General features: G+C 42.7%; 19 protein-coding genes. 3 read left to right on the top strand and 16 right to left on the bottom strand.

Features of this window, described 5'->3' with window-relative positions; all coding sequences use genetic code 11:
• Positions 1 to 2 precede the first annotated feature (2 nt).
• Genes nrdE through nrdH form a run of 3 tightly spaced genes read right to left on the bottom strand, consistent with a single transcriptional unit; the run spans position 3 to position 2,796 of the window.
• Positions 3 to 2,135: a class 1b ribonucleoside-diphosphate reductase subunit alpha gene (nrdE, locus tag M1F05_RS04685; protein ID WP_206085249.1), complete on the bottom strand. Its 2,133-nt coding sequence runs from the start codon at positions 2,133 to 2,135 to the stop codon at positions 3 to 5.
• Positions 2,135 to 2,560, bottom strand: coding sequence for a class Ib ribonucleoside-diphosphate reductase assembly flavoprotein NrdI (gene nrdI / locus M1F05_RS04690; RefSeq protein ID WP_206085250.1), 426 nt, complete (start codon positions 2,558 to 2,560; stop codon positions 2,135 to 2,137). The genes nrdE and nrdI overlap by 1 nt, the downstream gene beginning before the upstream one ends.
• An 8-nt stretch (positions 2,561 to 2,568) precedes the next feature.
• Positions 2,569 to 2,796 (bottom strand): glutaredoxin-like protein NrdH, encoded by a 228-nt coding sequence (nrdH, locus tag M1F05_RS04695; RefSeq protein ID WP_206085251.1) that lies wholly within the window; start codon positions 2,794 to 2,796, stop codon positions 2,569 to 2,571.
• A 283-nt stretch (positions 2,797 to 3,079) separates the two neighbouring features.
• Between nrdH and M1F05_RS04700 the strand changes: the two genes are divergently transcribed.
• Together M1F05_RS04700 and cspE are read left to right on the top strand one after the other, a co-directional pair.
• A complete protein-coding gene (locus M1F05_RS04700) occupies positions 3,080 to 3,538 on the top strand; it encodes a methylated-DNA--[protein]-cysteine S-methyltransferase (protein WP_206085252.1) in 459 nt (152 codons plus the stop codon).
• 217 nt (positions 3,539 to 3,755) lie between these two features.
• Positions 3,756 to 3,965 (top strand): transcription antiterminator/RNA stability regulator CspE, encoded by a 210-nt coding sequence (cspE, locus tag M1F05_RS04705; protein WP_206085253.1) that lies wholly within the window; start codon positions 3,756 to 3,758, stop codon positions 3,963 to 3,965.
• Between the two features lie 159 nt (positions 3,966 to 4,124).
• Here the strand turns inward: cspE and lipA are convergent, their stop codons facing one another.
• The 9 genes from lipA to rsfS form a co-directional block, all read right to left on the bottom strand.
• Entirely contained in the window at positions 4,125 to 5,090 is a 966-nt protein-coding gene (gene lipA, locus M1F05_RS04710; RefSeq protein WP_206085254.1) for a lipoyl synthase, read from the bottom strand.
• Between the two features lie 123 nt (positions 5,091 to 5,213).
• On the bottom strand, positions 5,214 to 5,777 hold the full coding sequence (lipB, locus tag M1F05_RS04715) for a lipoyl(octanoyl) transferase LipB (RefSeq protein WP_241016873.1): 564 nt from the start codon (positions 5,775 to 5,777) through the stop codon (positions 5,214 to 5,216).
• 218 nt (positions 5,778 to 5,995) lie between these two features.
• Positions 5,996 to 6,259 (bottom strand): DUF493 family protein YbeD, encoded by a 264-nt coding sequence (gene ybeD / locus M1F05_RS04720; protein ID WP_047756149.1) that lies wholly within the window; start codon positions 6,257 to 6,259, stop codon positions 5,996 to 5,998.
• A gap of 137 nt (positions 6,260 to 6,396) precedes the next feature.
• Positions 6,397 to 7,608: a D-alanyl-D-alanine carboxypeptidase DacA gene (gene dacA, locus M1F05_RS04725; protein ID WP_206085256.1), complete on the bottom strand. Its 1,212-nt coding sequence runs from the start codon at positions 7,606 to 7,608 to the stop codon at positions 6,397 to 6,399.
• A 167-nt stretch (positions 7,609 to 7,775) separates the two neighbouring features.
• Positions 7,776 to 8,753 (bottom strand): endolytic peptidoglycan transglycosylase RlpA, encoded by a 978-nt coding sequence (rlpA, locus tag M1F05_RS04730; protein WP_206085257.1) that lies wholly within the window; start codon positions 8,751 to 8,753, stop codon positions 7,776 to 7,778.
• Between the two features lie 13 nt (positions 8,754 to 8,766).
• Entirely contained in the window at positions 8,767 to 9,879 is a 1,113-nt protein-coding gene (mrdB, locus tag M1F05_RS04735) for a peptidoglycan glycosyltransferase MrdB (RefSeq protein WP_206085258.1), read from the bottom strand.
• A 39-nt stretch (positions 9,880 to 9,918) separates the two neighbouring features.
• Positions 9,919 to 11,808: a peptidoglycan DD-transpeptidase MrdA gene (gene mrdA / locus M1F05_RS04740; protein ID WP_206085259.1), complete on the bottom strand. Its 1,890-nt coding sequence runs from the start codon at positions 11,806 to 11,808 to the stop codon at positions 9,919 to 9,921.
• A 32-nt stretch (positions 11,809 to 11,840) separates the two neighbouring features.
• The gene (gene rlmH, locus M1F05_RS04745) at positions 11,841 to 12,311 is read right to left on the bottom strand and encodes a 23S rRNA (pseudouridine(1915)-N(3))-methyltransferase RlmH (RefSeq protein ID WP_206085260.1); all 471 of its coding nucleotides are present in this window, start codon (positions 12,309 to 12,311) and stop codon (positions 11,841 to 11,843) included.
• A 2-nt stretch (positions 12,312 to 12,313) separates the two neighbouring features.
• Entirely contained in the window at positions 12,314 to 12,640 is a 327-nt protein-coding gene (gene rsfS / locus M1F05_RS04750; RefSeq protein WP_206085261.1) for a ribosome silencing factor, read from the bottom strand.
• Positions 12,641 to 12,907: 267 nt separating this feature from the next.
• Here rsfS and M1F05_RS04755 point away from each other — a divergent pair, with 267 nt between their 5' ends.
• The gene (locus tag M1F05_RS04755; RefSeq protein ID WP_206085262.1) at positions 12,908 to 13,633 is read left to right on the top strand and encodes a DUF1722 domain-containing protein; all 726 of its coding nucleotides are present in this window, start codon (positions 12,908 to 12,910) and stop codon (positions 13,631 to 13,633) included.
• Here M1F05_RS04755 and nadD read toward each other — a convergent pair.
• From nadD to leuS, 4 genes are read right to left on the bottom strand one after another with little or no spacing between them, the layout of a single operon-like run.
• Entirely contained in the window at positions 13,621 to 14,295 is a 675-nt protein-coding gene (gene nadD, locus M1F05_RS04760) for a nicotinate-nucleotide adenylyltransferase (RefSeq protein WP_206085263.1), read from the bottom strand. The two genes, M1F05_RS04755 and nadD, sit on opposite strands and share 13 nt — an antisense overlap.
• Positions 14,288 to 15,319 carry a DNA polymerase III subunit delta gene (gene holA, locus M1F05_RS04765; protein WP_206085264.1) on the bottom strand — a complete coding sequence of 344 codons (1,032 nt, stop codon included), beginning with the start codon at positions 15,317 to 15,319 and terminating at the stop codon, positions 14,288 to 14,290. The genes nadD and holA overlap by 8 nt, the downstream gene beginning before the upstream one ends.
• On the bottom strand, positions 15,319 to 15,858 hold the full coding sequence (gene lptE / locus M1F05_RS04770; protein WP_206085265.1) for an LPS assembly lipoprotein LptE: 540 nt from the start codon (positions 15,856 to 15,858) through the stop codon (positions 15,319 to 15,321). The genes holA and lptE overlap by 1 nt, the downstream gene beginning before the upstream one ends.
• 30 nt (positions 15,859 to 15,888) lie before the next feature.
• On the bottom strand, positions 15,889 to 18,471 hold the full coding sequence (gene leuS / locus M1F05_RS04775; RefSeq protein WP_206085266.1) for a leucine--tRNA ligase: 2,583 nt from the start codon (positions 18,469 to 18,471) through the stop codon (positions 15,889 to 15,891).
• Positions 18,472 to 18,813 lie beyond the last annotated feature (342 nt).

An 18,813-nucleotide genomic window follows, 5' to 3' on the forward strand; every position in this document is an offset into this window, starting at 1 on the left:
TATTACAGAGTGCAAGATACGCAGCCGTCAACTTCAGTACCTTCCAAAGCGGTTTGACGTAATCGTATGTAATACAAAGTTTTTATGCCTTTTTTCCATGCGTAGATTTGTGCTCGGTTAATATCTCGCGTTGTGGCATCATCTTTGAAAAATAGCGTTAACGATAAGCCCTGGTCAACGTGTTGGGTGGCCATCGCATAGGTATCAATAATTTTTTCAGGGCCGATTTGATAGGCATCTTGGTAATACTCAAGATTCTCGTTATCCATAAATGGGGCCGGATAATAGACTCGACCAATCTTCCCTTCCTTACGGATCTCTATACGAGAAACAATTGGATGAATGCTAGATGTGGAATTATTGATATAGGAAATAGACCCTGTGGGGGGGATGGCTTGCAAGTTTTGGTTGTAAATACCATAGGTGATCACTGATTGTCTTAAGGCTTGCCAGTCTTCTCGTGTGGGAATTTCGATACCCGAACGTCGGAATAATTCCTGCACGGTTTGTGTCTTTGGTAACCAAATATCGTTGATATATTTATCAAAATAGTCACCTGAGCCATAAGTGGAGTGCTCAAAGCCAACAAAGGCGGTTTTGCGCTCAATCGCTAATTGGTTTGATGTTTTTAGGGCGTAATAAGTCACTGTATAAAAATAGATATTGGTAAAATCAAGTGCTTCTTCACTACCATAATGAATATGTTCACGGGCTAAATAGCCATGTAAGTTCATTTGCCCAAGGCCAATAGCGTGGGATTGACGGTTTCCTTGTGCAATAGACGGTACAGAACGAATATCGCTCATATCGGACACGGCACTAAGTGCTCTGACAGCAGCTTCGATGGATCGTGCAAAGTTCGGTGAATCCATGGTTTTGGCAATATTCATAGACCCTAAATTGCAGCTGATATCTTTACCAATTTCTTGGTAACTTAAATCCTCTTCATACAGGCTAGGGCGATTAACTTGCAGAATTTCTGAGCACAAGTTGCTCATATTAATTCGCCCTGCAATAGGATTGGCTCTATTGGCGGTATCTTCAAATAAAATATACGGGTAGCCCGATTCAAATTGAATTTCAGCTAACGTTTGGAAAAATTCCCGGGCATTAATTTTGTATTTTTTTATAGCTTTGTTATCCACCATTTCAGCGTATTTTTCAGAGACGCTGATTTCAGACATGGGAACGCCATAAACACGTTGTACATCGTAAGGTGAGAATAAGTACATATCTTCGTTATTTTTGGCTAACTGAAAAGTAATGTCTGGGATCACCACGCCAAGGGATAAGGTTTTTATGCGTATTTTTTCATCTGCATTTTCCCGTTTTGTGTCGAGAAAACGCATAATGTCAGGGTGATGCGCATGTAAATACACGGCTCCTGCACCTTGACGAGCGCCCAATTGATTCGCGTAGGAAAAGGCGTCTTCCAACATTTTCATCACAGGAACCACACCAGAAGATTGGTTTTCAATCAATTTTATTGGGGCGCCTTGTTCGCGTAAGTTGGTCATCATAAAGGCAACTCCGCCACCCCGTTTGGATAGTTGGAGTGCGGAATTGACAGAACGCCCGATAGACTCCATATTGTCTTCTATACGCAATAGAAAACAGGATATTAATTCGCCTCGCTGTTTTTTCCCGCAATTGAGAAATGTTGGCGTAGCGGGTTGGAAACGGCCCGTAATAATTTCATCGACATACAATTTAGCCAGTGATTCTGAGCCTTGTGCTAAAGTTAATGCCACCATGCAAACACGGTCTTCATAGCGTTCTAAATAGCGCTTTCCATCAAAAGTTTTCAGCGTATAGCTGGTGTAGTATTTGAATGCGCCAAGAAAGGTTTGGAAACGAAATTTATGCGCATAGGCTTGCTGAAACAGTGACTTAATAAAGTCAAAACGGTATTGCTGCAATATATCGTTTTCGTAGTAATTTTCTTGAACAAGAAAATCTAGTTTTTCTTTTAAATCATGGAAAAATACAGTGTTTTGATTAACATGCTGGCGGAAATAATGGTGTGCAGCTTCTTTATCTTTATCAAACTGAATATGACCTTCGCTGTTATATAAATTCAGCATGGCATTCAGGGCATGGTAATCAACTTCAGTATTATTTTGTATTGTATCCATTATGAAAAGCTCTCGTTGTGGGCATGTTGCCAGAACGTTTGTAGGCCATCTTTAACCGACTGAACATCTTTTGCAGTACCTAAGAGTTCAAAGCGATAGAGGTAAGGCACACGGCATTTTTGTGCGACGATATCCCCCGCAATTGCGTAAGCATCGCCAAAGTTAGTATTCCCCGCAGCAATCACACCACGAAGGAATAAACGGTTTTCCTCGATATTTAAAAACTGAATCACTTCTTTTGGCACCGCGCCTTTTGTGCCACCGCCACCGTAGGTTGGAAGCAGTAGAACATAAGGTTTTGTGGCAATAGGGCTCATTTCTTGTGGCCCGATTGGGAGGCGCGTTGCAGGCAAGCCCAATTTTTCAACAAACCGATGGCAATTGCCTGAGCGGCTTGAAAAATAGATGAGTGATTCCGTTTTCATGGGATTTCCTATGCGGCAAGAAGGCTTATCATATCGGGACGAAAACCAGCCCAATGTTTGTCACCCGCAACAACAACTGGTACCTGTTGGTAACCTAACTTTCTAACTAATTCAAGCGCTTGGGTATCTTTTGTTAAGTCAATTATCTGATAAGCGATTTGCTTGCGGTCTAAGGCTTGATAGGTGGCATTACATTGAACGCAGTTGGGCTTACTATAAATGGTAATCTTATTCATCATATTCACCTTTTAAATTTCTAAGAGCATCTTGGCATGTGATACTCAAAGACTATATATAGATTGAAAATTTATCAACCACACAATATATAGTGAATAGTGAATATTGAATGATAATTATTCTAATTATCTGCTAGGTTGTTATTTATATTGAAAATAAAAAAAATGGGGTATTTGATGATTCCGTTTGCCACACTAAGAAAAAATAGCATTGCAATGTAGAAATAATTTACTCTATAACTGTATATACAATCAGGTAAATGAATCCTTTTAAGGAGATACTATGTACCATCAATATTTAGCGACACCAGATAAATTTCCTAAGCCGTGGGTCCATATTACGGCGGATGACGAAGGGATCACGAGCCTCTATTTTGTTGATGAAAAAACAGAAAAAGAGAGTAAAAACGAGCACTCCAAACTGTGTGCTAAAGAATTAAAAGAATATTTTAACCACAAAAGAAAAACGTTTACGGTGGCGTTAAACCCCCATGGCACAGAGTTCCAAAAGAAAGTATGGAAGCATCTATGTGGGATCCCTTATGGGGAGCGTTGGAGTTATAAGGATTTAGCGTTGAAGTTAGGCTCTGCCAATTATTGCCGTGCGGTGGGAATGGCAAATTCACGTAATCCCATTTCATTAATCGTGCCCTGTCACCGTGTGCTAGGCCATGATGGTAAGTTAGTGGGATACACGGGGGGATTAGATATTAAAGATTGGCTGCTATTACATGAGAAGTAAAATCTAAATAATTCGCTATAGGTGATACTATTAGTTGGATTAATTGCTATTGATAAGAATAATTGGCGAAAGTAGAGCGGAAATAACCAATAAATAATATATTTTTATCATTTTAGTTGGTTTTCGTGATCTAGGTTGTAGACAAGTAACTCAGAGATCTGATGTACTGAGCTTGATACAGATGGTGTGTCTATTTTATTTTAAAGGTAATAATTTGATGTCTAAAGTTAAAGGTAACGTTAAGTGGTTCAACGAATCTAAAGGTTTTGGTTTTATCACTCCAGAAGATGGCAGCAAAGATGTTTTTGTTCACTTTTCTGCGATTGCTAGCGACGGTTTCAAAACCCTAGCGGAAGGCCAGAAAGTTGAATTTGAAATCACTGAAGGTGCTAAAGGCCCATCTGCTGTTAACGTTGTCTCTCTGTAATTTAAACAATTAACAATCAGAAACGAACAGCTGTAAACTCGCTCTAGTTAACTGGAGCGAGTTTTTTTATGGAAAAAACTGAGGAATGATTGGCAATAAAAAACCTGACTCGGTTTCCCAAATCAGGTCTTTAGGTGACTAAATGAATAAATTGAGTACTTATTTCACTTCTTCGCCTTTAGCTTGCAAGTCAGCATGGTAAGATGAGCGTACAAAAGGCCCACAAGCTGCATGGGTAAAGCCCATTGCCATCGCTTCTTCTTTCATCTCATCGAACTCAGCAGGGCTTACGTAGCGTTTTACAGGTAAATGGTGACGGCTCGGCTGCAAGTATTGCCCAAGGGTCAGCATGGTTACGCCATGGCGACGTAAATCCCGCATAACCTCAATGATTTCAGCATTAGTCTCACCAAGGCCAACCATCAAACCTGATTTGGTTGGGATATCAGGATGAGCTTCTTTGAATTTTTCGAGTAATTTCAGTGACCATTCATAATTTGCACCCGGGCGAACTTGGCGATAAACTCGTGGCACGTTTTCAAGGTTGTGGTTAAACACATCAGGTGGTGTTGCCGTTAAGATTTCTAATGCGCGATCCATACGGCCACGGAAATCGGGGACTAGGGTTTCGATTTTAATCGATGGGCTTTTCTCGCGAATAGCACTGATACAATCCGCAAAATGTTGTGCGCCACCATCACGCAGATCGTCGCGGTCAACAGAGGTGATCACCACATAACGTAATGCCATGTCTTTGATCGTTTGCGCTAATTTTTCAGGCTCATTTGCATCGGGTGCGTTAGGACGGCCGTGGGCAACATCACAGAATGGACAGCGTCTGGTACAAATAGCCCCTAAGATCATAAAGGTAGCTGTACCATGATTAAAGCATTCAGATAGATTTGGGCAGGAGGCTTCTTCACATACGGAGTGAAGGCCATTTTTGCGCATCGCTGCTTTGATACCTTGTATACGTGTTGAGTCAGCGGGAAGCCGAATTTTCATCCAGTCAGGTTTGCGTAGAATTTCTTCGCGTTCAGTCACCACATTTTTGACAGGGATCAGCGCCATTTTGTCGGCGTCACGATATTTAATTCCGCGTTCTATCTGAATTGGTTTACTCATAATATGACGGTTCCAGTTATCTTTTATGCTGATGGATAAGTTCTAATTCTAAACAAAATACAGGGAGCGCCGTAACTCACCCATTAAAAAATTTTTTAAAAATGTTAAAAAATTATAGCATTATTATTGAACAATATGAAATCCCAGTGTGTCACAGAATTGGCTAATTAGCACAGGCTGAACATCAGATAATGACACTTTGGGGGCGAGGTCACAGACTTGAGTCATTTTCAACTCACTGTAACCACACGGGTTTATACGGTTAAACGGCTCAAGATCCATATCAATATTTAATGCTAACCCGTGGAATGAGCAACCTTGGCGAATGCGTAACCCAAGAGAGCAAATTTTTTCCCCATTAACATAAACACCAGGAGCATCAGGGCGAGGGTAAGCTTCAATATTAAAATGGGCTAGAGTGTTTACCACCGTGTTTTCCAGCGCAGTGACGAGTTCACGTACGCCAATTTTATTGCGCTTTAAATCAAGCATAACATACATGACTTGCTGACCAGGGCCATGATAGGTGACTTGGCCGCCTCTATCGCTTTGAATGACAGGGATATCTCCAGGAGCTAAAACATGTTCAGCTTTCCCTGCTTGCCCCTGAGTGAAAACACGCGGGTGCTCAACAAGCCAAATTTCATCAAGGGTTTTTGCGGTGCGACACTCAGTAAATTGGTGCATGGCATCAGAAACCGTTTGATAAGGTGCATGGCCAAGTTGGCGAATGATGATGCTTCTGTCTGACAAAATTTTGTGTCCAACGGTTCAAATGAAGGCAGTATAACTCCGCAAAAAGCATATCTCCAGTTTGCTTTGTTATTAATTTGTTATTTATCTAACCCATAAAACAAAAAAGCCGAACAGCAGTGATGCTATTCGGCTTGTCAGTTAAGCGTTCATTAAAGAACAACTTTCACTAATTCTAATGCACCTAATTCACTATACAAGGTTTCAACTTGTTCAATATGGGTGGCATTAATGGTAATCGACACTGAGTGATAATTACCTTTGCTGCTTGGTTTGACATCAGGGGCATAATCACCTGGTGCGTGGCGTTGAACCACTTCAATCACTTGATCAACCAGTTCAGGCTGTGCCAAGCCCATTACTTTGTAAGTTAATGGACATGGGAACTCAAGCAGTTCACCTAATTTCGTTTTCATGGGCACTCCTAATTTTTTTTAAATTGTGTCGCTGGTTGAAAAAGATTGGCTGGTATCAAACCAGCCAATGAGTTGTCTTCATCCAACAAACATATTGATACTTACTATATGGGGATGACTTATTTTCGTTTCAAGGGCTAGCCGAACCAGCGATGGAATAACAGTTTAATATAGTCGATTAGGCGACTGAAAAAACCACCTTCTTCAACATCTTTCAGCACCGCTAATGGGTGCTGCTCGATAGTTTTGCCATCTAGTTGGAAGCTAATTGTCCCCACCTGCTGGCCCTTTGTTAATGGGGCCTGCAGCTCTGTAGTGGATAGTTCATAGCTGGCTTTCAAGTCTTTTAAACGACCACGCGGTATAGTCAGGTAGAGATCTTCGACAACACCGAGTTTGACCTCGTTTTCATCACCAAACCAGACGGGGGCACTGGCAAAATCGACCCCTGCTTGCAGTGGTTTTACTGTTTCATAGAAACGGAAGCCATAAGTTAATAATTTTTTACTTTCTGCATCACGGCCTTTGCTACTTTTGCCGCCCATAACGACAGAAATTAAACGCATGTCACCTTCAGTTGCAGAGGCAACTAGGTTGTACCCTGCGGCATTAGTGTGACCCGTTTTGATCCCATCAACTGCGAGGCTCTTATCCCATAACAGGCCATTACGGTTTGTTTGGCGGATATTGTTAAAGGTAAACTCTTTTTCTTTGTAGATAGCATATTCTTCAGGGACATCACGTACGAGTGCTTGGCCAATCAGTGCCATGTCTCGTGCTGAACTATACTGCCCATCGGCATCCAAACCATGAACCGTTTGGAAATGGGTATTTTTCAAGCCCAGTTTATTCACATAGCCATTCATTAGCTGAACGAAATTGGTTTGATCACCCGCGATATGATCCGCCATCGCGACACAGGCATCGTTACCTGATTGCAGGTTAATACCGCGCGTTAACTGAGAAACACTGACGCGATCGCCTGGTTTTAAAAACATCAATGAGGAGCCTTTAAACACAGGATTTCCTGTTGCCCATGCATCTTCACCTACCGTGACCATGTCATTCGCACCAATTTTACCTGATTTAATCGCTTGACCAATCACGTAGCTCGTCATCATTTTGGTTAAACTAGCAGGATCACGGCGCTGATCTGCATTACTTTCAGCGAGGACTTTTCCTGAATTATAATCAATCAGAATATAAGCTTCTGCATCAATTGGCGGTGCCGCAGGAATTGAGGTATTTGGAAAAGTTTCATTAGCAGTTGCAATATTGGCAGTCAAAAGCAGCAGTGCAGAACCCAGCACAGTGTGACGCACAATGCGTGATGGAGCGACATTATTCATGGTTGTACCATTACATCCGAAATTCGGTTAACACAAGGAGGCGCAGTGTAGCAAAAGAGTGAGTGAACAAAAAAGCCCCTTTTACATTGCGCCAATCATTTTATTGCATTTTATCTTTTTCATATGTGAAGTGGTGTTATCTCTTTCCTCTTCACATATTTGAAGCCTTAAGGTGCGATAACCATCGAAGCTTGGTTGCGTTCGGACTGCAAACGCCCTTGAACCTCGACAGCTTGTTGTCTTGTACTAAATGGCCCTAATTGTACGCGGTAAATTCCATTGTAAGGCTGGAGACGACCAGGCACATTAAACTGGTTTTTTAACTCATTTAGCATCGATTGTGCATTGGTTTGGCTACTAATTGCCCCTGCTTGAACTAAAAAGCCGCGTTCAGGTACCGCTTCTTCACTCGCAGCTTGAGGCGCAGGTGTAGGCGTTGGTGTTTGCAAGCTCATGTCAGGCATAGTGGGCTGCATTGGTTCTTTAGGTTGTTGAACTGGCAGTGCATTTTCTGGCGTTGGTAAATTTTCCATTACAGGTGTGCCCATTGGGCCTGAACCTAATTGTGGACGTCCTGGCAGGGCATAGCTTTGTTTGACAAAGTTGGAGCCAACGGTACCTGCACCAGATAAACTGCCATCTTGTGCAACTGAAATTGCATCAATTTTGATTTTTGTTGTCGGCATTAAATTTAAGCGATCTGCCGTTGCGCGGGAAACTGCAATACTTTTACCTGGGATGTAAGGGCCACGGTCATTAACACGAACGACCATCATACGGCCATTCATCATATTGGTAATGCGAACATAGCTTGGGATTGGTAACGTAGGATGTGCAGCCGTTAATTCAACGGGGTTTACGCGCTCACCAATTGCGGTCATATTGCCAGTCGATTCAGCACCGTAAATTGATGCATAACCGACTTGTGAAAACTGAGCTGGATCGCGAACAATTTGATATTGTTGCCCATTACGGGAATAGTCGTTATTTGCCGTCGGATGATATGGCTCATAATGAGGCTCTGCACCTAATACATCTTGTGTTGGCACATTTGTCGGCACTTGTGGTGCCTGCTTAACGTCTTCTGTCACACAGCCACTGAGTAGCGCGGCAGTGATGCCAAGCATTATCCATTGTAAACGCATACTAAGCCTCATTTTATAAACTTTTGGATAGAAATTTTCGGTGTGTATGTATCGACATGATAATACCGAACCCAGCCATTAATACAATTAAGGCAGACCCCCCATAACTCACCAAGGGGAGGGGGACGCCAACAACGGGTAATATACCACTTACCATGCCGATATTAACAAATACATAAACAAAAAGGATTAAGATCAAACCGCCAACCATCACTCGGCCAAACGTATTCTGTGCACTCGCGGCGATATACAGCCCACGAATGATTAGCAGTATATAGAGACCTAAAAGAATAAGAACACCAACCAAACCCAGTTCTTCTGCCAGTACAGCAAAAATAAAGTCGGTATGCCTTTCTGGTAAGAACTCCAGTTGAGATTGCGTACCATGTAACCAACCTTTGCCCATGAGCCCACCAGAGCCAATGGCGATTTTAGATTGAATGATATGGTAGCCAGCACCTAACGGGTCTGTTTCAGGATCGAGTAGCATCATCACGCGAGCTCTTTGATAATCATGCATCAAGAAGAACCATAACAGCGGGATAAAGGCGGCAAGTGCGATGGCTGCAACGGCGATAAGCCGCCAGCTCATCCCCGCAAGAAAGAGAACAAACAGCCCTGAAGCCGCGACTAAAATAGAGGTTCCAAGGTCAGGCTGTGCGGCAACGAGTAGTGTTGGAACAAAAATCAGTATTAAGGCAATCAGTGTATTTTTAAATGAAGGCGGGCACGAATCGCGGTTCATAAAGCGCGCTACCATCAGAGGAACGGCTATTTTAGCGATTTCAGATGGCTGAAAACGTACAAAGCCTAAATCTAACCAACGTTGAGCCCCTTTACTTATTTGCCCGAACACATCTACAAAAATCAGTAAAATCACGCAAAAAATAAATAAGTGCGGCGCCCAATTTTCATACATCCGAGGAGGAATTTGTGCCATCACAATCATGACAATAAAACCTGTGGCAATTTGCCCAAGTTTTCTTTCCATCATTTCAGGGTCTTGCCCACTAGCGCTCCACATGATAAACGCGCTGTAAGCAAGTAATGCAATAATGATCAATAACATAGGTACATCTATGTGCAGACGCGTTGATAATGAATTTTTTCTCTTATCGTCAGTCATAATCTTTATTGCTCATAAAAAAGGTTCTTAAAACACGCATTAGCGATCTTCCCCCACACCTGCTGCTGATGAGACAACTTCAGTTCGGTTATCGCCAAGCAGGACATGGTCAAATATTTGGCGAACAATATCACCAACTGCTGGACCTGCACCGCCGTTTTCTAAAATAATCGCGACAGCAATTGTTGGCTTATCATAAGGTGCATAAGCAATCATTAATTTGTGGTCACGTAAATGTTCTGCCAGCTTACTTGCATTATAGGTTTCATAGCTGAAAACCTGTGCAGTTCCTGATTTGGCAGCCACTTTATAGGGGGTGCCAATAAAGCTGCGACGACCCGTACCGTTCGGCGCATTTGCGACACCATACATACCGTGTTTAGCCAGTTCCCAATATCCCGAATGAATGTCACCAATTTGCTTGGTTTCCTTATCTTCATAAGGCACCATTGCGTTACCCAGTTTCGTGCCATACAGCAGGTGAGGGGTTTTGACTTGGCCATCATTGATTAACGTCATCAATGCTTTAGACATTTGGATTGGTGTTGCTGTCCAGTAGCCTTGTCCTATTCCAACAGGAATTGTATCTCCTTGATACCAGGGTTTTTTATAACGCTTTTGTTTCCATTCTCGGGTTGGCATGATACCTGAACGTTCTTCCGCAAGGTCAATGCCTGTGTATTCTCCGAAACCAAAACGCGTCATCCACGCAGAAAGACGGTCTATCCCCATATCATAAGCGACTTGATAGAAGAAAGTATCCGCTGATTCAACAATCGATTTAACAACATTTAATTTACCGTGCCCCCAACGTTTCCAGTCACGGTAACGTTTTTCTGAGCCAGGAAGTTGCCACCAGCCAGGGTCAAAAATGGTGGTATTCGGTGTGATCACTTTTTCGCTTAGGGCAGCAACCGAAATAAATGGTTTTACCGTTGATGCAGGAGGATAGAGCCCCTGAGTAGTGCGGTTAATAAGCGGTCTATCTGGGTTATTTAGCAACGCCTGATAATCTTTGTTCGAGATACCATTAACAAACAAGTTTGAGTCATAACTCGGGTTTGATACCAAAGCCAGTATTTCTCCATTGCGAGGATCGGTTACGACGACAGCGGCGCGGCTGGTGGTTAACAGTTTTTCGATATAAGTTTGTAGTTCTAGGTCGATAGTGAGATAGATATCACGCCCTGCTTGAGGCGGTTGCTCATGTAACTGGCGGATCACGCGACCGCGGCTATTGACCTCGACTTCTTCATAGCCTGTTTTACCGTGCAAGATATCTTCGTAAAAGCGTTCAATGCCTAATTTTCCAATATCGTGGCTCGCAGCATAGTTTGGCAATACGCCTTCTTTATCCAAGCGTTCTACGTCTTTATCGTTAATTTTTGCGACGTAGCCAATCACGTGAGTTAATGCGGATCCATAAGGGTAAGAACGGCGCTGGTAGCTTTTGACCTCTAAACCAGGAAAGCGGTATTGATTAACTGCAAAGCGCGCTACTTGTACTTCATTAAGTTGAGTTTTCAGTGCAATAGAGGTAAAACGGCGTGAACGTTTACGCTCTTTTTCAAAGTTAGTGATATCTTCATCGGTTAAATCGACAACATTGCGTAATTTTTCAAGTGTTTCTTTTAAATCATCGACTTTTTCAGGAATGATTTCTAGTTGATAGAATGTGCTGTTAAGCGCAAGTTGTGTTCCTCGTCGGTCATAAATAATTCCGCGGCTTGGCGCAATAGGGACTAATTTGATTCGGTTATCATTTGAACGAGTTTGATAATCTTCATGACGAACAATTTGCAGATGATACAAATTAGTGACAAGAATGGCAGTCAAAATAACAATCACGCCGAAGGCAATAAGCGCTCGGCGAATAAATAAGACAGATTCAGCGGTATGGTCGCGAAAAGGGGTGCGTTGTGTTTTCATCCCATTGCCATTTTGAACATATTAAAACCTGACTATTCCCTGTGGTAAGGGTGATTAGTCGTAATACTCCATGCCCGATAAAGACTTTCGGCAACAAGGACTCGAACTAAAGGGTGTGGTAGCGTAAGTGGTGACAATGACCAACTTTGCTCCGCTGCTTCTTTGCAAGCAGGGGCAAGGCCTTCGGGACCACCAATCAACAAGCTGACATTTCGACCATCTTGTTTCCATTTATCAAGTTGGACAGCGAGTTTTGGGGTATCCCAGCGGTCACCTGGAATATCCAGTGTGACAATGCGATTACCTTTCCCTACTGCGGCAAGCATTAACTCGCCTTCTTTTTCCAAAATACGCTTGATATCGGCATTTTTTCCGCGTTTTCCTGCCGGAATTTCCGTTAGTTCAAACGGCATATCTTTAGGAAATCGGTGGAGATAATCCATAAAGCCGGTCTGAACCCAGTCCGGCATTTTTGTTCCAACGGCAATGAGCTGTAATTTCAACCTCAGCTCCAGAGTTTTTCTAATTCATACATACGGCGACTTTCATCTTGCATGATGTGAACGATGGCATCGCCAAGATCAACAACAATCCAATCAGAAATTCCTTGCCCTTCAACACCTAACGGCATTAACCCGTTTTTACGGCAAGCGTCAATCAACCTGTCAGCGACGGACATCAAATGGCGGCTTGAGGTTCCTGTACAGATGATCATCTGATCGGTAATACTTGATTTCCCTTGAACATCGATAGTGATGATATCTTCGGCTTTCGCATCATCGAGACTTTCGATAATAAATTTTTGGAGTTCAGTTCCTTGCAAAAGGTTCACCTTTTATTCAAACAAACAGAATATGATGTTAAATACTGTTTGTAGTTTATAGACAAATAGTTTGCTGCCAATAAACGAATTAGACTCATTTTCAGCAGAGTCATTTTACCCTAGATTTTAAGAAAAATCGGCTAAATTCTTTTTTATTCATTTTGAAGTGAAATTTATAGGGATATCTGCTCATTTGGGCAAGAAGTTTGTGTTAACTTTACAAAATAACAAAAGAAATTTTTACCCTAACAAATATTTTAGAATGGGATGAACAGAGTGCAAATAATTAAGCCTCAAGTGTTTATGTTTGAAGGGATTAATCACCTCCCGATAGAAATACAGGATGACATCGCTCCTATTGTGGAATCCATAACCAATCTATCGAGTGTTTCTTGTACAGCGGGGGCGTTGGGAGTGGTCTGCTCATTATCGAATCTATCCGAATTAATCGGGTTATTTCCTGCGAATATACCTATTTTAACGGGAGATAAATTGCAAGATATACCCCACTGGGATGCTTTTTTAACGCAATTATATACCTTGCAACGGCTTGAATATTTGCAACAGCGGTTAACTCATCATGAAATAATTCAATTTCATAGTCGTCATAAATATTTGATTATGGCGTACTCCCCTGTGGGGTATCAATTAACAGGCCGTCTAGTGGCGACTATTCGCAAAGGTAGTAATTTGACGTTATTTTTTAATCAATATAAAGCGAGCTTGATGGAAATATTTGCAACCGTAGCGCCTAAAAATATTCAAGTAAATGCACTTAGCCATATGCAAGGCTATTTTAAACATAAAGCAACTCAAGACGAGAAAAAACGATTGTTGTTGTTAATTAATGATTATCGAGAAGGTTATTTGCCCATTAATCGGCCATTAATGATGATGCAGCAATTACTACAGCAATATCCCGATGACTACCTCAAGGGGCAATATTTCTTTGCGCCTTACCCTAACTGTAATGTATTAAGAGAAAGGCCTTATCTTTGGTAAAGACCTTGCTGGTGAATATACTGTAAAACAGCTTCAGGAATTAAATCACGGCAGCTATCACCTGCAATTAATTTTTGGCGTATCTCTGTAGCGGAAATATTAATAAGCGGTGTATCCCCTAAAAAAATATAACCGTGGGGTGTACTGCGCAATTTTTCGGGCTGGGCTGTTTTATGTTGTGAAAGCCATGCTTGCATTTTCGGGTCAGTAAATTGTGTTGCATACCCTGGACGTGAGCAAACCAGTAAATGGCAGTTATCTAATATTTTATCCCACCCGTGCCAGGTATTAATGGAAAGTAATGAGTCTTGCCCAATAATAAACGCTAAAGGTTGCGTCGAGCCCTTTTCTTGGCGTAATTCTGTCAATGTTTCAATGGTATAAGATGGCGAATTTTTTTCGAGTTCCCGTGTATCAATTGTAAATAACGGATTACCTTGAATGGCTAATTTTACCATTTCTAATCGTTGGGATGGGCTTGCTTCAGGCTGCGGGCGATGAGGCGGAACGTGGTTTGGTAGCAAAAGAACCTTTTGTAACCCAACTTGCTTTGCGAGTGCTTGAACAGGGCGCAAATGACCATAATGGATGGGGTCGAATGTTCCGCCAAATAAGGCTTGCAGACCCGTATTTTTTTTTGGAAAAGCAAACTGATTAACCATGAATAAAATTCTCTGCAAATGATTTGCCACACAGCAACATAGACAGGGATTGAAGATCGGGCCATGCAGAATGGCTAAAGTCTTGTTTAATGTGAACCTCTGCTTGAGTTAATAACATGAGTGCAGATTGTAATTGATGCAAACTTAAACGCTGCAAAGCTTCAGTCATCACGCCACGGCGGTTCTGCCAGACCTTGTGTTGGTCAAATAAGGTTTTTAAAGGTGTAGTCGCTGATTGGCGTTTTAAGGTGATCAACAGCATTAATTCTCGTTGGATTGAGCGCAATAAAATAACAGGTTCAACATCTTCATGTTGAAGTTGCTCAAGAATATGCCATGAGCGGCGAGATTTCCCCGCTAATAGGGCATCAACCCAATGAAAAGGGGTGAAATGTGCGGAATCATTCACCGCGCTTTCAACTCGTGGGTAGGTCAATTTGCCATCGGGGTAGAGTAATGAAAGTCGCTCAAGAGCTTGAGCTAACCCCAATAGATTCCCTTCATAACAATAGCAAAGCAATTGGTTTGCTTCAGCTTCGAGGGATAACCGCATATTGTATGCGCGCTTAGACACCCATTGAGGCAAGCGTTGGTATTCAGGCGTTAAACAGCTGACATAAATCGCATCTTGGCTAATAGCTTTAAACCAAGCACTGTTTTCTTGGGCTTTGGTTAACTTGTGCCCACGCAGCACCAACAGTAAATCGGCGTGCAATAATTGAGAAAGCTGGTTTAATTTTTCCGCCATTGCCGCATTTGGGCCATTTTCGGGGAGCAGTAAAGTGAGTGTTTGACGGCTGGCGAATAAGCTCAGTGCTTGGCACAAGCTAAAAATTTCATCCCAATCCGTGTTTTGCTCAAGGGCAAAAGTAAAATGCTCTTCGAACCCTTGCTCAATAGCGGCTTTACGAATCGCATCCTGACTTTCTTGAAGAAGAAGGGGCTCATTGCCCCAAATTAAATAGCGGCCTCTTAGAGACTCTTGTAACGAAGAGGCCAACTGTTCAGGGTAAATACGCGTCATTATGGTTGCGTGTTAGCTTCAGCGGCTTGAGCTTTCGCTTTTTCAAGTTCAGCTGAGTGAACCAACAGTAACTTGCGGACGATATTGCGTGCCGCCTGCTCTTGCATTTCTTGCTTAACAATCTCTTTTTCCGCATCTTTTGCAAGTGCTTCTAATGGGTTGTCAAAGAAAGTACGTTCTACACGGCTTTGCAGCGGGTATATTGCACCATCTGGCATTAAAACCTGCGCATTCATCGTGAACGTTAATTGTTTCTCAGCAGCTTTACCATCTTGATAAATCGATACCGTTTCAGTGTTTTCACTGGAACTTGTGATTTTCAAAATAGGGACGCTCGCGTTGCCTGTTTCGAGGATCGTCACGTTATTGAGTCGCAATTGTTCCCGAAGGGCACGTGTCAGGTAGCCGTATGGATCGTTTGAACTCAGCTGCAATGTTTTCAATTCTTCAGGAATTTGCGTTGTTCCTTGTAAACGAAAACCGCAACCTGCGGTAACGAGTACCGCAAGACTCAAAAATAAAGTTATTAGATAACGCACCTGGCCTCCTTATCAGCCAACAGCCTAATATCAACCTACAACAAGGTTAAGCAATTTGCCTGGAACATAGATTACTTTGCGAATACTCACCTCTTCAAGGTATTTTGACACGCTAGGCTCTTGTTGCGCCATTTCTAAGACAAATTCTTGTGTCGCATCGGCTGGAACGGTAATACGACCACGCACCTTGCCATTGACTTGAACGACAACCAACTTAGTGTCATCAATCATGGCTTTTTCATCAGCAACAGGCCACTGTGCGAAATCGATGTCTGTTTGATGACCCAAAGCTTTCCACATTTCAAAGCAAGCATGTGGGATAATAGGTGACAGCATCAGTGTAATGGCTTCGAGAGACTCTTGGACTAATGCACGGTCTTGCTCGGTTTCTTGTGGAGCACGGACTAATTTGTTCAAGAACTCCATGATCGCGGCAATTGCCGTGTTAAATGCATAACGGCGACTAAAATCATCAGAGACTTTAGCGATTGTTTTGTGTAGGTCACGGCGTAAGTCTTTTTGCTCTGTCGTTAATGCACTGATATCTAAAGGAGATGTAGCGCCTTTTTGAGAATGTTCATGCACTAAACGCCAAACACGGCGAACGAAGCGGTTGGCGCCTTCAACGCTAGACTCTTGCCATTCAAGGGTTAGCTCAGGCGGTGCTGCAAACATCATGAATAAACGAACCGTATCTGCGCCGTATTTTTCGACCATTAATTGTGGGTCAATACCGTTATTTTTAGACTTAGACATTTTGCTCATACCAGTATAAACCAGTTCATGGCCTTCATTGTCTACAGCTTTAGTAATACGGTTTTTGTCATCACGTTCAACAATGGCATCAGCAGGGGAAACCCAAACACGTTGTCCATCGCTTCCCGTGTAATAGAATGCATCAGCAAGTACCATGCCTTGGCACAGTAGGCGTTTTGCGGGTTCATCGGAGTTGACCAGCCCTGCATCACGCATCAATTTGTGGAAGAAACGGAAATACATTAAGTGCATGATAGCGTGTTCAATACCGCCAATATATTGGTCTACAGGTAACCAGTAGTTAGCTGCGGCTGGGTCTAACATACCGTCATCATATTGAGGGCAAGTATAACGTGCGTAGTACCAAGAAGATTCCATAAAGGTATCGAAGGTATCTGTTTCACGTAGTGCAGGTTGACCATTAATGGTCATTTTCGCCCACTCAGGATCTGCTTTAATCGGGCTGGTAATGCCGTTCATCACAACATCTTCAGGCAAAATCACAGGCAGTTGATCTTCTGGAACAGGAACGACAGTGCCGTCTTCCAATGTTGCCATTGGGATTGGCGCGCCCCAGTAACGTTGACGTGAAACACCCCAGTCACGTAAGCGATAGTTGACTTTACGTTGGCCTGCACCCAGTGCAACAAGTTTGTCTGAAATCGCATTGAAACCAGCTTGATGGTCTAACCCGCTGAATTCACCTGAATTAATCAGTGCGTTTTTCTCCGTCATGGCTTCTTGGGATAAATCAGGCTCGTTGCCTTCTGCATCAGCAATGACGGCTTTAATTGGCAGATTGTATTTGCGAGCAAACTCCCAGTCACGTTGGTCGTGAGCAGGGACGGCCATAACCGCGCCAGTACCGTATTCCATTAATACAAAGTTTGCGACCCAAATTGGCAGTTTTTCTTGAGTCAATGGATGTACAACGAATAAGCCTGTTGCCATCCCTTTTTTATCCATCGTTGCCATATCCGCTTCTGCGGTTTTGGTGTTACGGCATTCATCAATAAATTGCGCTAATTCAGGATTATTTGTAGCGGCTTCTTTTGCTAAAGGGTGACCTGCGGCAACGGCAACATAAGTTGCACCCATAAAGGTATCAGGGCGAGTGGTATAAACCGTTAAGGTTTCATCGCGGTCAGCAACATTAAAGGTGATCTCAGTCCCCTCGGAGCGGCCGATCCAGTTGCGTTGCATCGTTTTAACTTGCTCAGGCCAATCGTCCAATTTGTCCAGATCGTTGAGCAACTCTTCTGCGTAGTCAGTAATCTTGATGAACCATTGTGGGATTTCTTTGCGCTCAACTGGGGTATCACAACGCCAGCAGCACCCATCAATGACTTGTTCATTAGCCAGAACGGTTAAGTCATGTGGACACCAGTTGACCGCTGAGGTTTTTTTATACACTAAACCCTTTTCATACAGCTTAGTGAAGAACCATTGTTCCCAACGGTAATATTCAGGGGTACAAGTCGTGACTTCGCGATCCCAATCGTAACCGAAGCCGAGCATTTTAAGCTGGCTTTTCATGTAATCAATATTGGCATAAGTCCATGGCGCAGGAGCAGTGTTATTTTTAACCGCAGCACCTTCAGCAGGTAGACCAAACGCATCCCAACCAATTGGTTGGAGAACGTTTTTCCCCAACAAACGTTGGTAACGAGAGATAACGTCACCCATGGTGTAGTTACGTACATGGCCCATGTGTAGTCGACCAGAAGGGTAAGGTAGCATGGACAGGCAGTAGTATTTTTCTTTGCTGTTGTCTTCAGTCACTTTGAAAGTTGCTTTTTCATCCCAGTGACGCTGTACTTTAGGCTCTATATCTTCTGGACGATATTGTTCTTGCATGGCACCGATAATCCTATGGTGAATAAATGCTACATTTGTAGCGTGAATGTCTTTCTTAATTAAGATCCGCATAGCATAGCGGATCCTCACCGAAAACAACAATAGTTGATTAGCTGAACCTACGGGGGAAGCTGGATATTGCTTTTCGGGGAACGGAGTCAGAATATTTTACTCTGATAACCAAACAACTTAACTAAAAAGTCAGGCAAATGGTAGTGGTTTCTTGAACTATTTCAAATTCAGCGAGTTGTTGTGGATTTTTATTCGCGGATAATCGCAATTTGGTGTGTGAATCGGTGTGAAATTGCAATCTGAAGAGGAGGGAGCCAAGTGGCTCCCTGT

This window comes from Providencia sp. PROV252 (genome assembly GCF_033676005.1).
In the GTDB taxonomy this organism is placed as follows: Bacteria; Pseudomonadota; Gammaproteobacteria; order Enterobacterales; family Enterobacteriaceae; genus Providencia; species Providencia vermicola.

What these genes read in the sequence shown, in the direction of transcription:
- nrdE (WP_206085249.1), bottom strand. Translation starts at nt 2,135, where the DNA reads ATGGATACAATACAAAATAATACTGAAGTTGATTACCATGCCCTGAAT.
- nrdI (WP_206085250.1), bottom strand. Translation starts at nt 2,560, where the DNA reads ATGAAAACGGAATCACTCATCTATTTTTCAAGCCGCTCAGGCAATTGC.
- nrdH (WP_206085251.1), bottom strand. Translation starts at nt 2,796, where the DNA reads ATGAATAAGATTACCATTTATAGTAAGCCCAACTGCGTTCAATGTAAT.
- M1F05_RS04700 (WP_206085252.1), top strand. Translation starts at nt 3,080, where the DNA reads ATGTACCATCAATATTTAGCGACACCAGATAAATTTCCTAAGCCGTGG.
- cspE (WP_206085253.1), top strand. Translation starts at nt 3,756, where the DNA reads ATGTCTAAAGTTAAAGGTAACGTTAAGTGGTTCAACGAATCTAAAGGT.
- lipA (WP_206085254.1), bottom strand. Translation starts at nt 5,090, where the DNA reads ATGAGTAAACCAATTCAGATAGAACGCGGAATTAAATATCGTGACGCC.
- lipB (WP_241016873.1), bottom strand. Translation starts at nt 5,777, where the DNA reads ATGCACCAATTTACTGAGTGTCGCACCGCAAAAACCCTTGATGAAATT.
- ybeD (WP_047756149.1), bottom strand. Translation starts at nt 6,259, where the DNA reads ATGAAAACGAAATTAGGTGAACTGCTTGAGTTCCCATGTCCATTAACT.
- dacA (WP_206085256.1), bottom strand. Translation starts at nt 7,608, where the DNA reads ATGAATAATGTCGCTCCATCACGCATTGTGCGTCACACTGTGCTGGGT.
- rlpA (WP_206085257.1), bottom strand. Translation starts at nt 8,753, where the DNA reads ATGCGTTTACAATGGATAATGCTTGGCATCACTGCCGCGCTACTCAGT.
- mrdB (WP_206085258.1), bottom strand. Translation starts at nt 9,879, where the DNA reads ATGACTGACGATAAGAGAAAAAATTCATTATCAACGCGTCTGCACATA.
- mrdA (WP_206085259.1), bottom strand. Translation starts at nt 11,808, where the DNA reads ATGAAAACACAACGCACCCCTTTTCGCGACCATACCGCTGAATCTGTC.
- nadD (WP_206085263.1), bottom strand. Translation starts at nt 14,295, where the DNA reads ATGGTTAATCAGTTTGCTTTTCCAAAAAAAAATACGGGTCTGCAAGCC.
- holA (WP_206085264.1), bottom strand. Translation starts at nt 15,319, where the DNA reads ATGACGCGTATTTACCCTGAACAGTTGGCCTCTTCGTTACAAGAGTCT.
- leuS (WP_206085266.1), bottom strand. Translation starts at nt 18,471, where the DNA reads ATGCAAGAACAATATCGTCCAGAAGATATAGAGCCTAAAGTACAGCGT.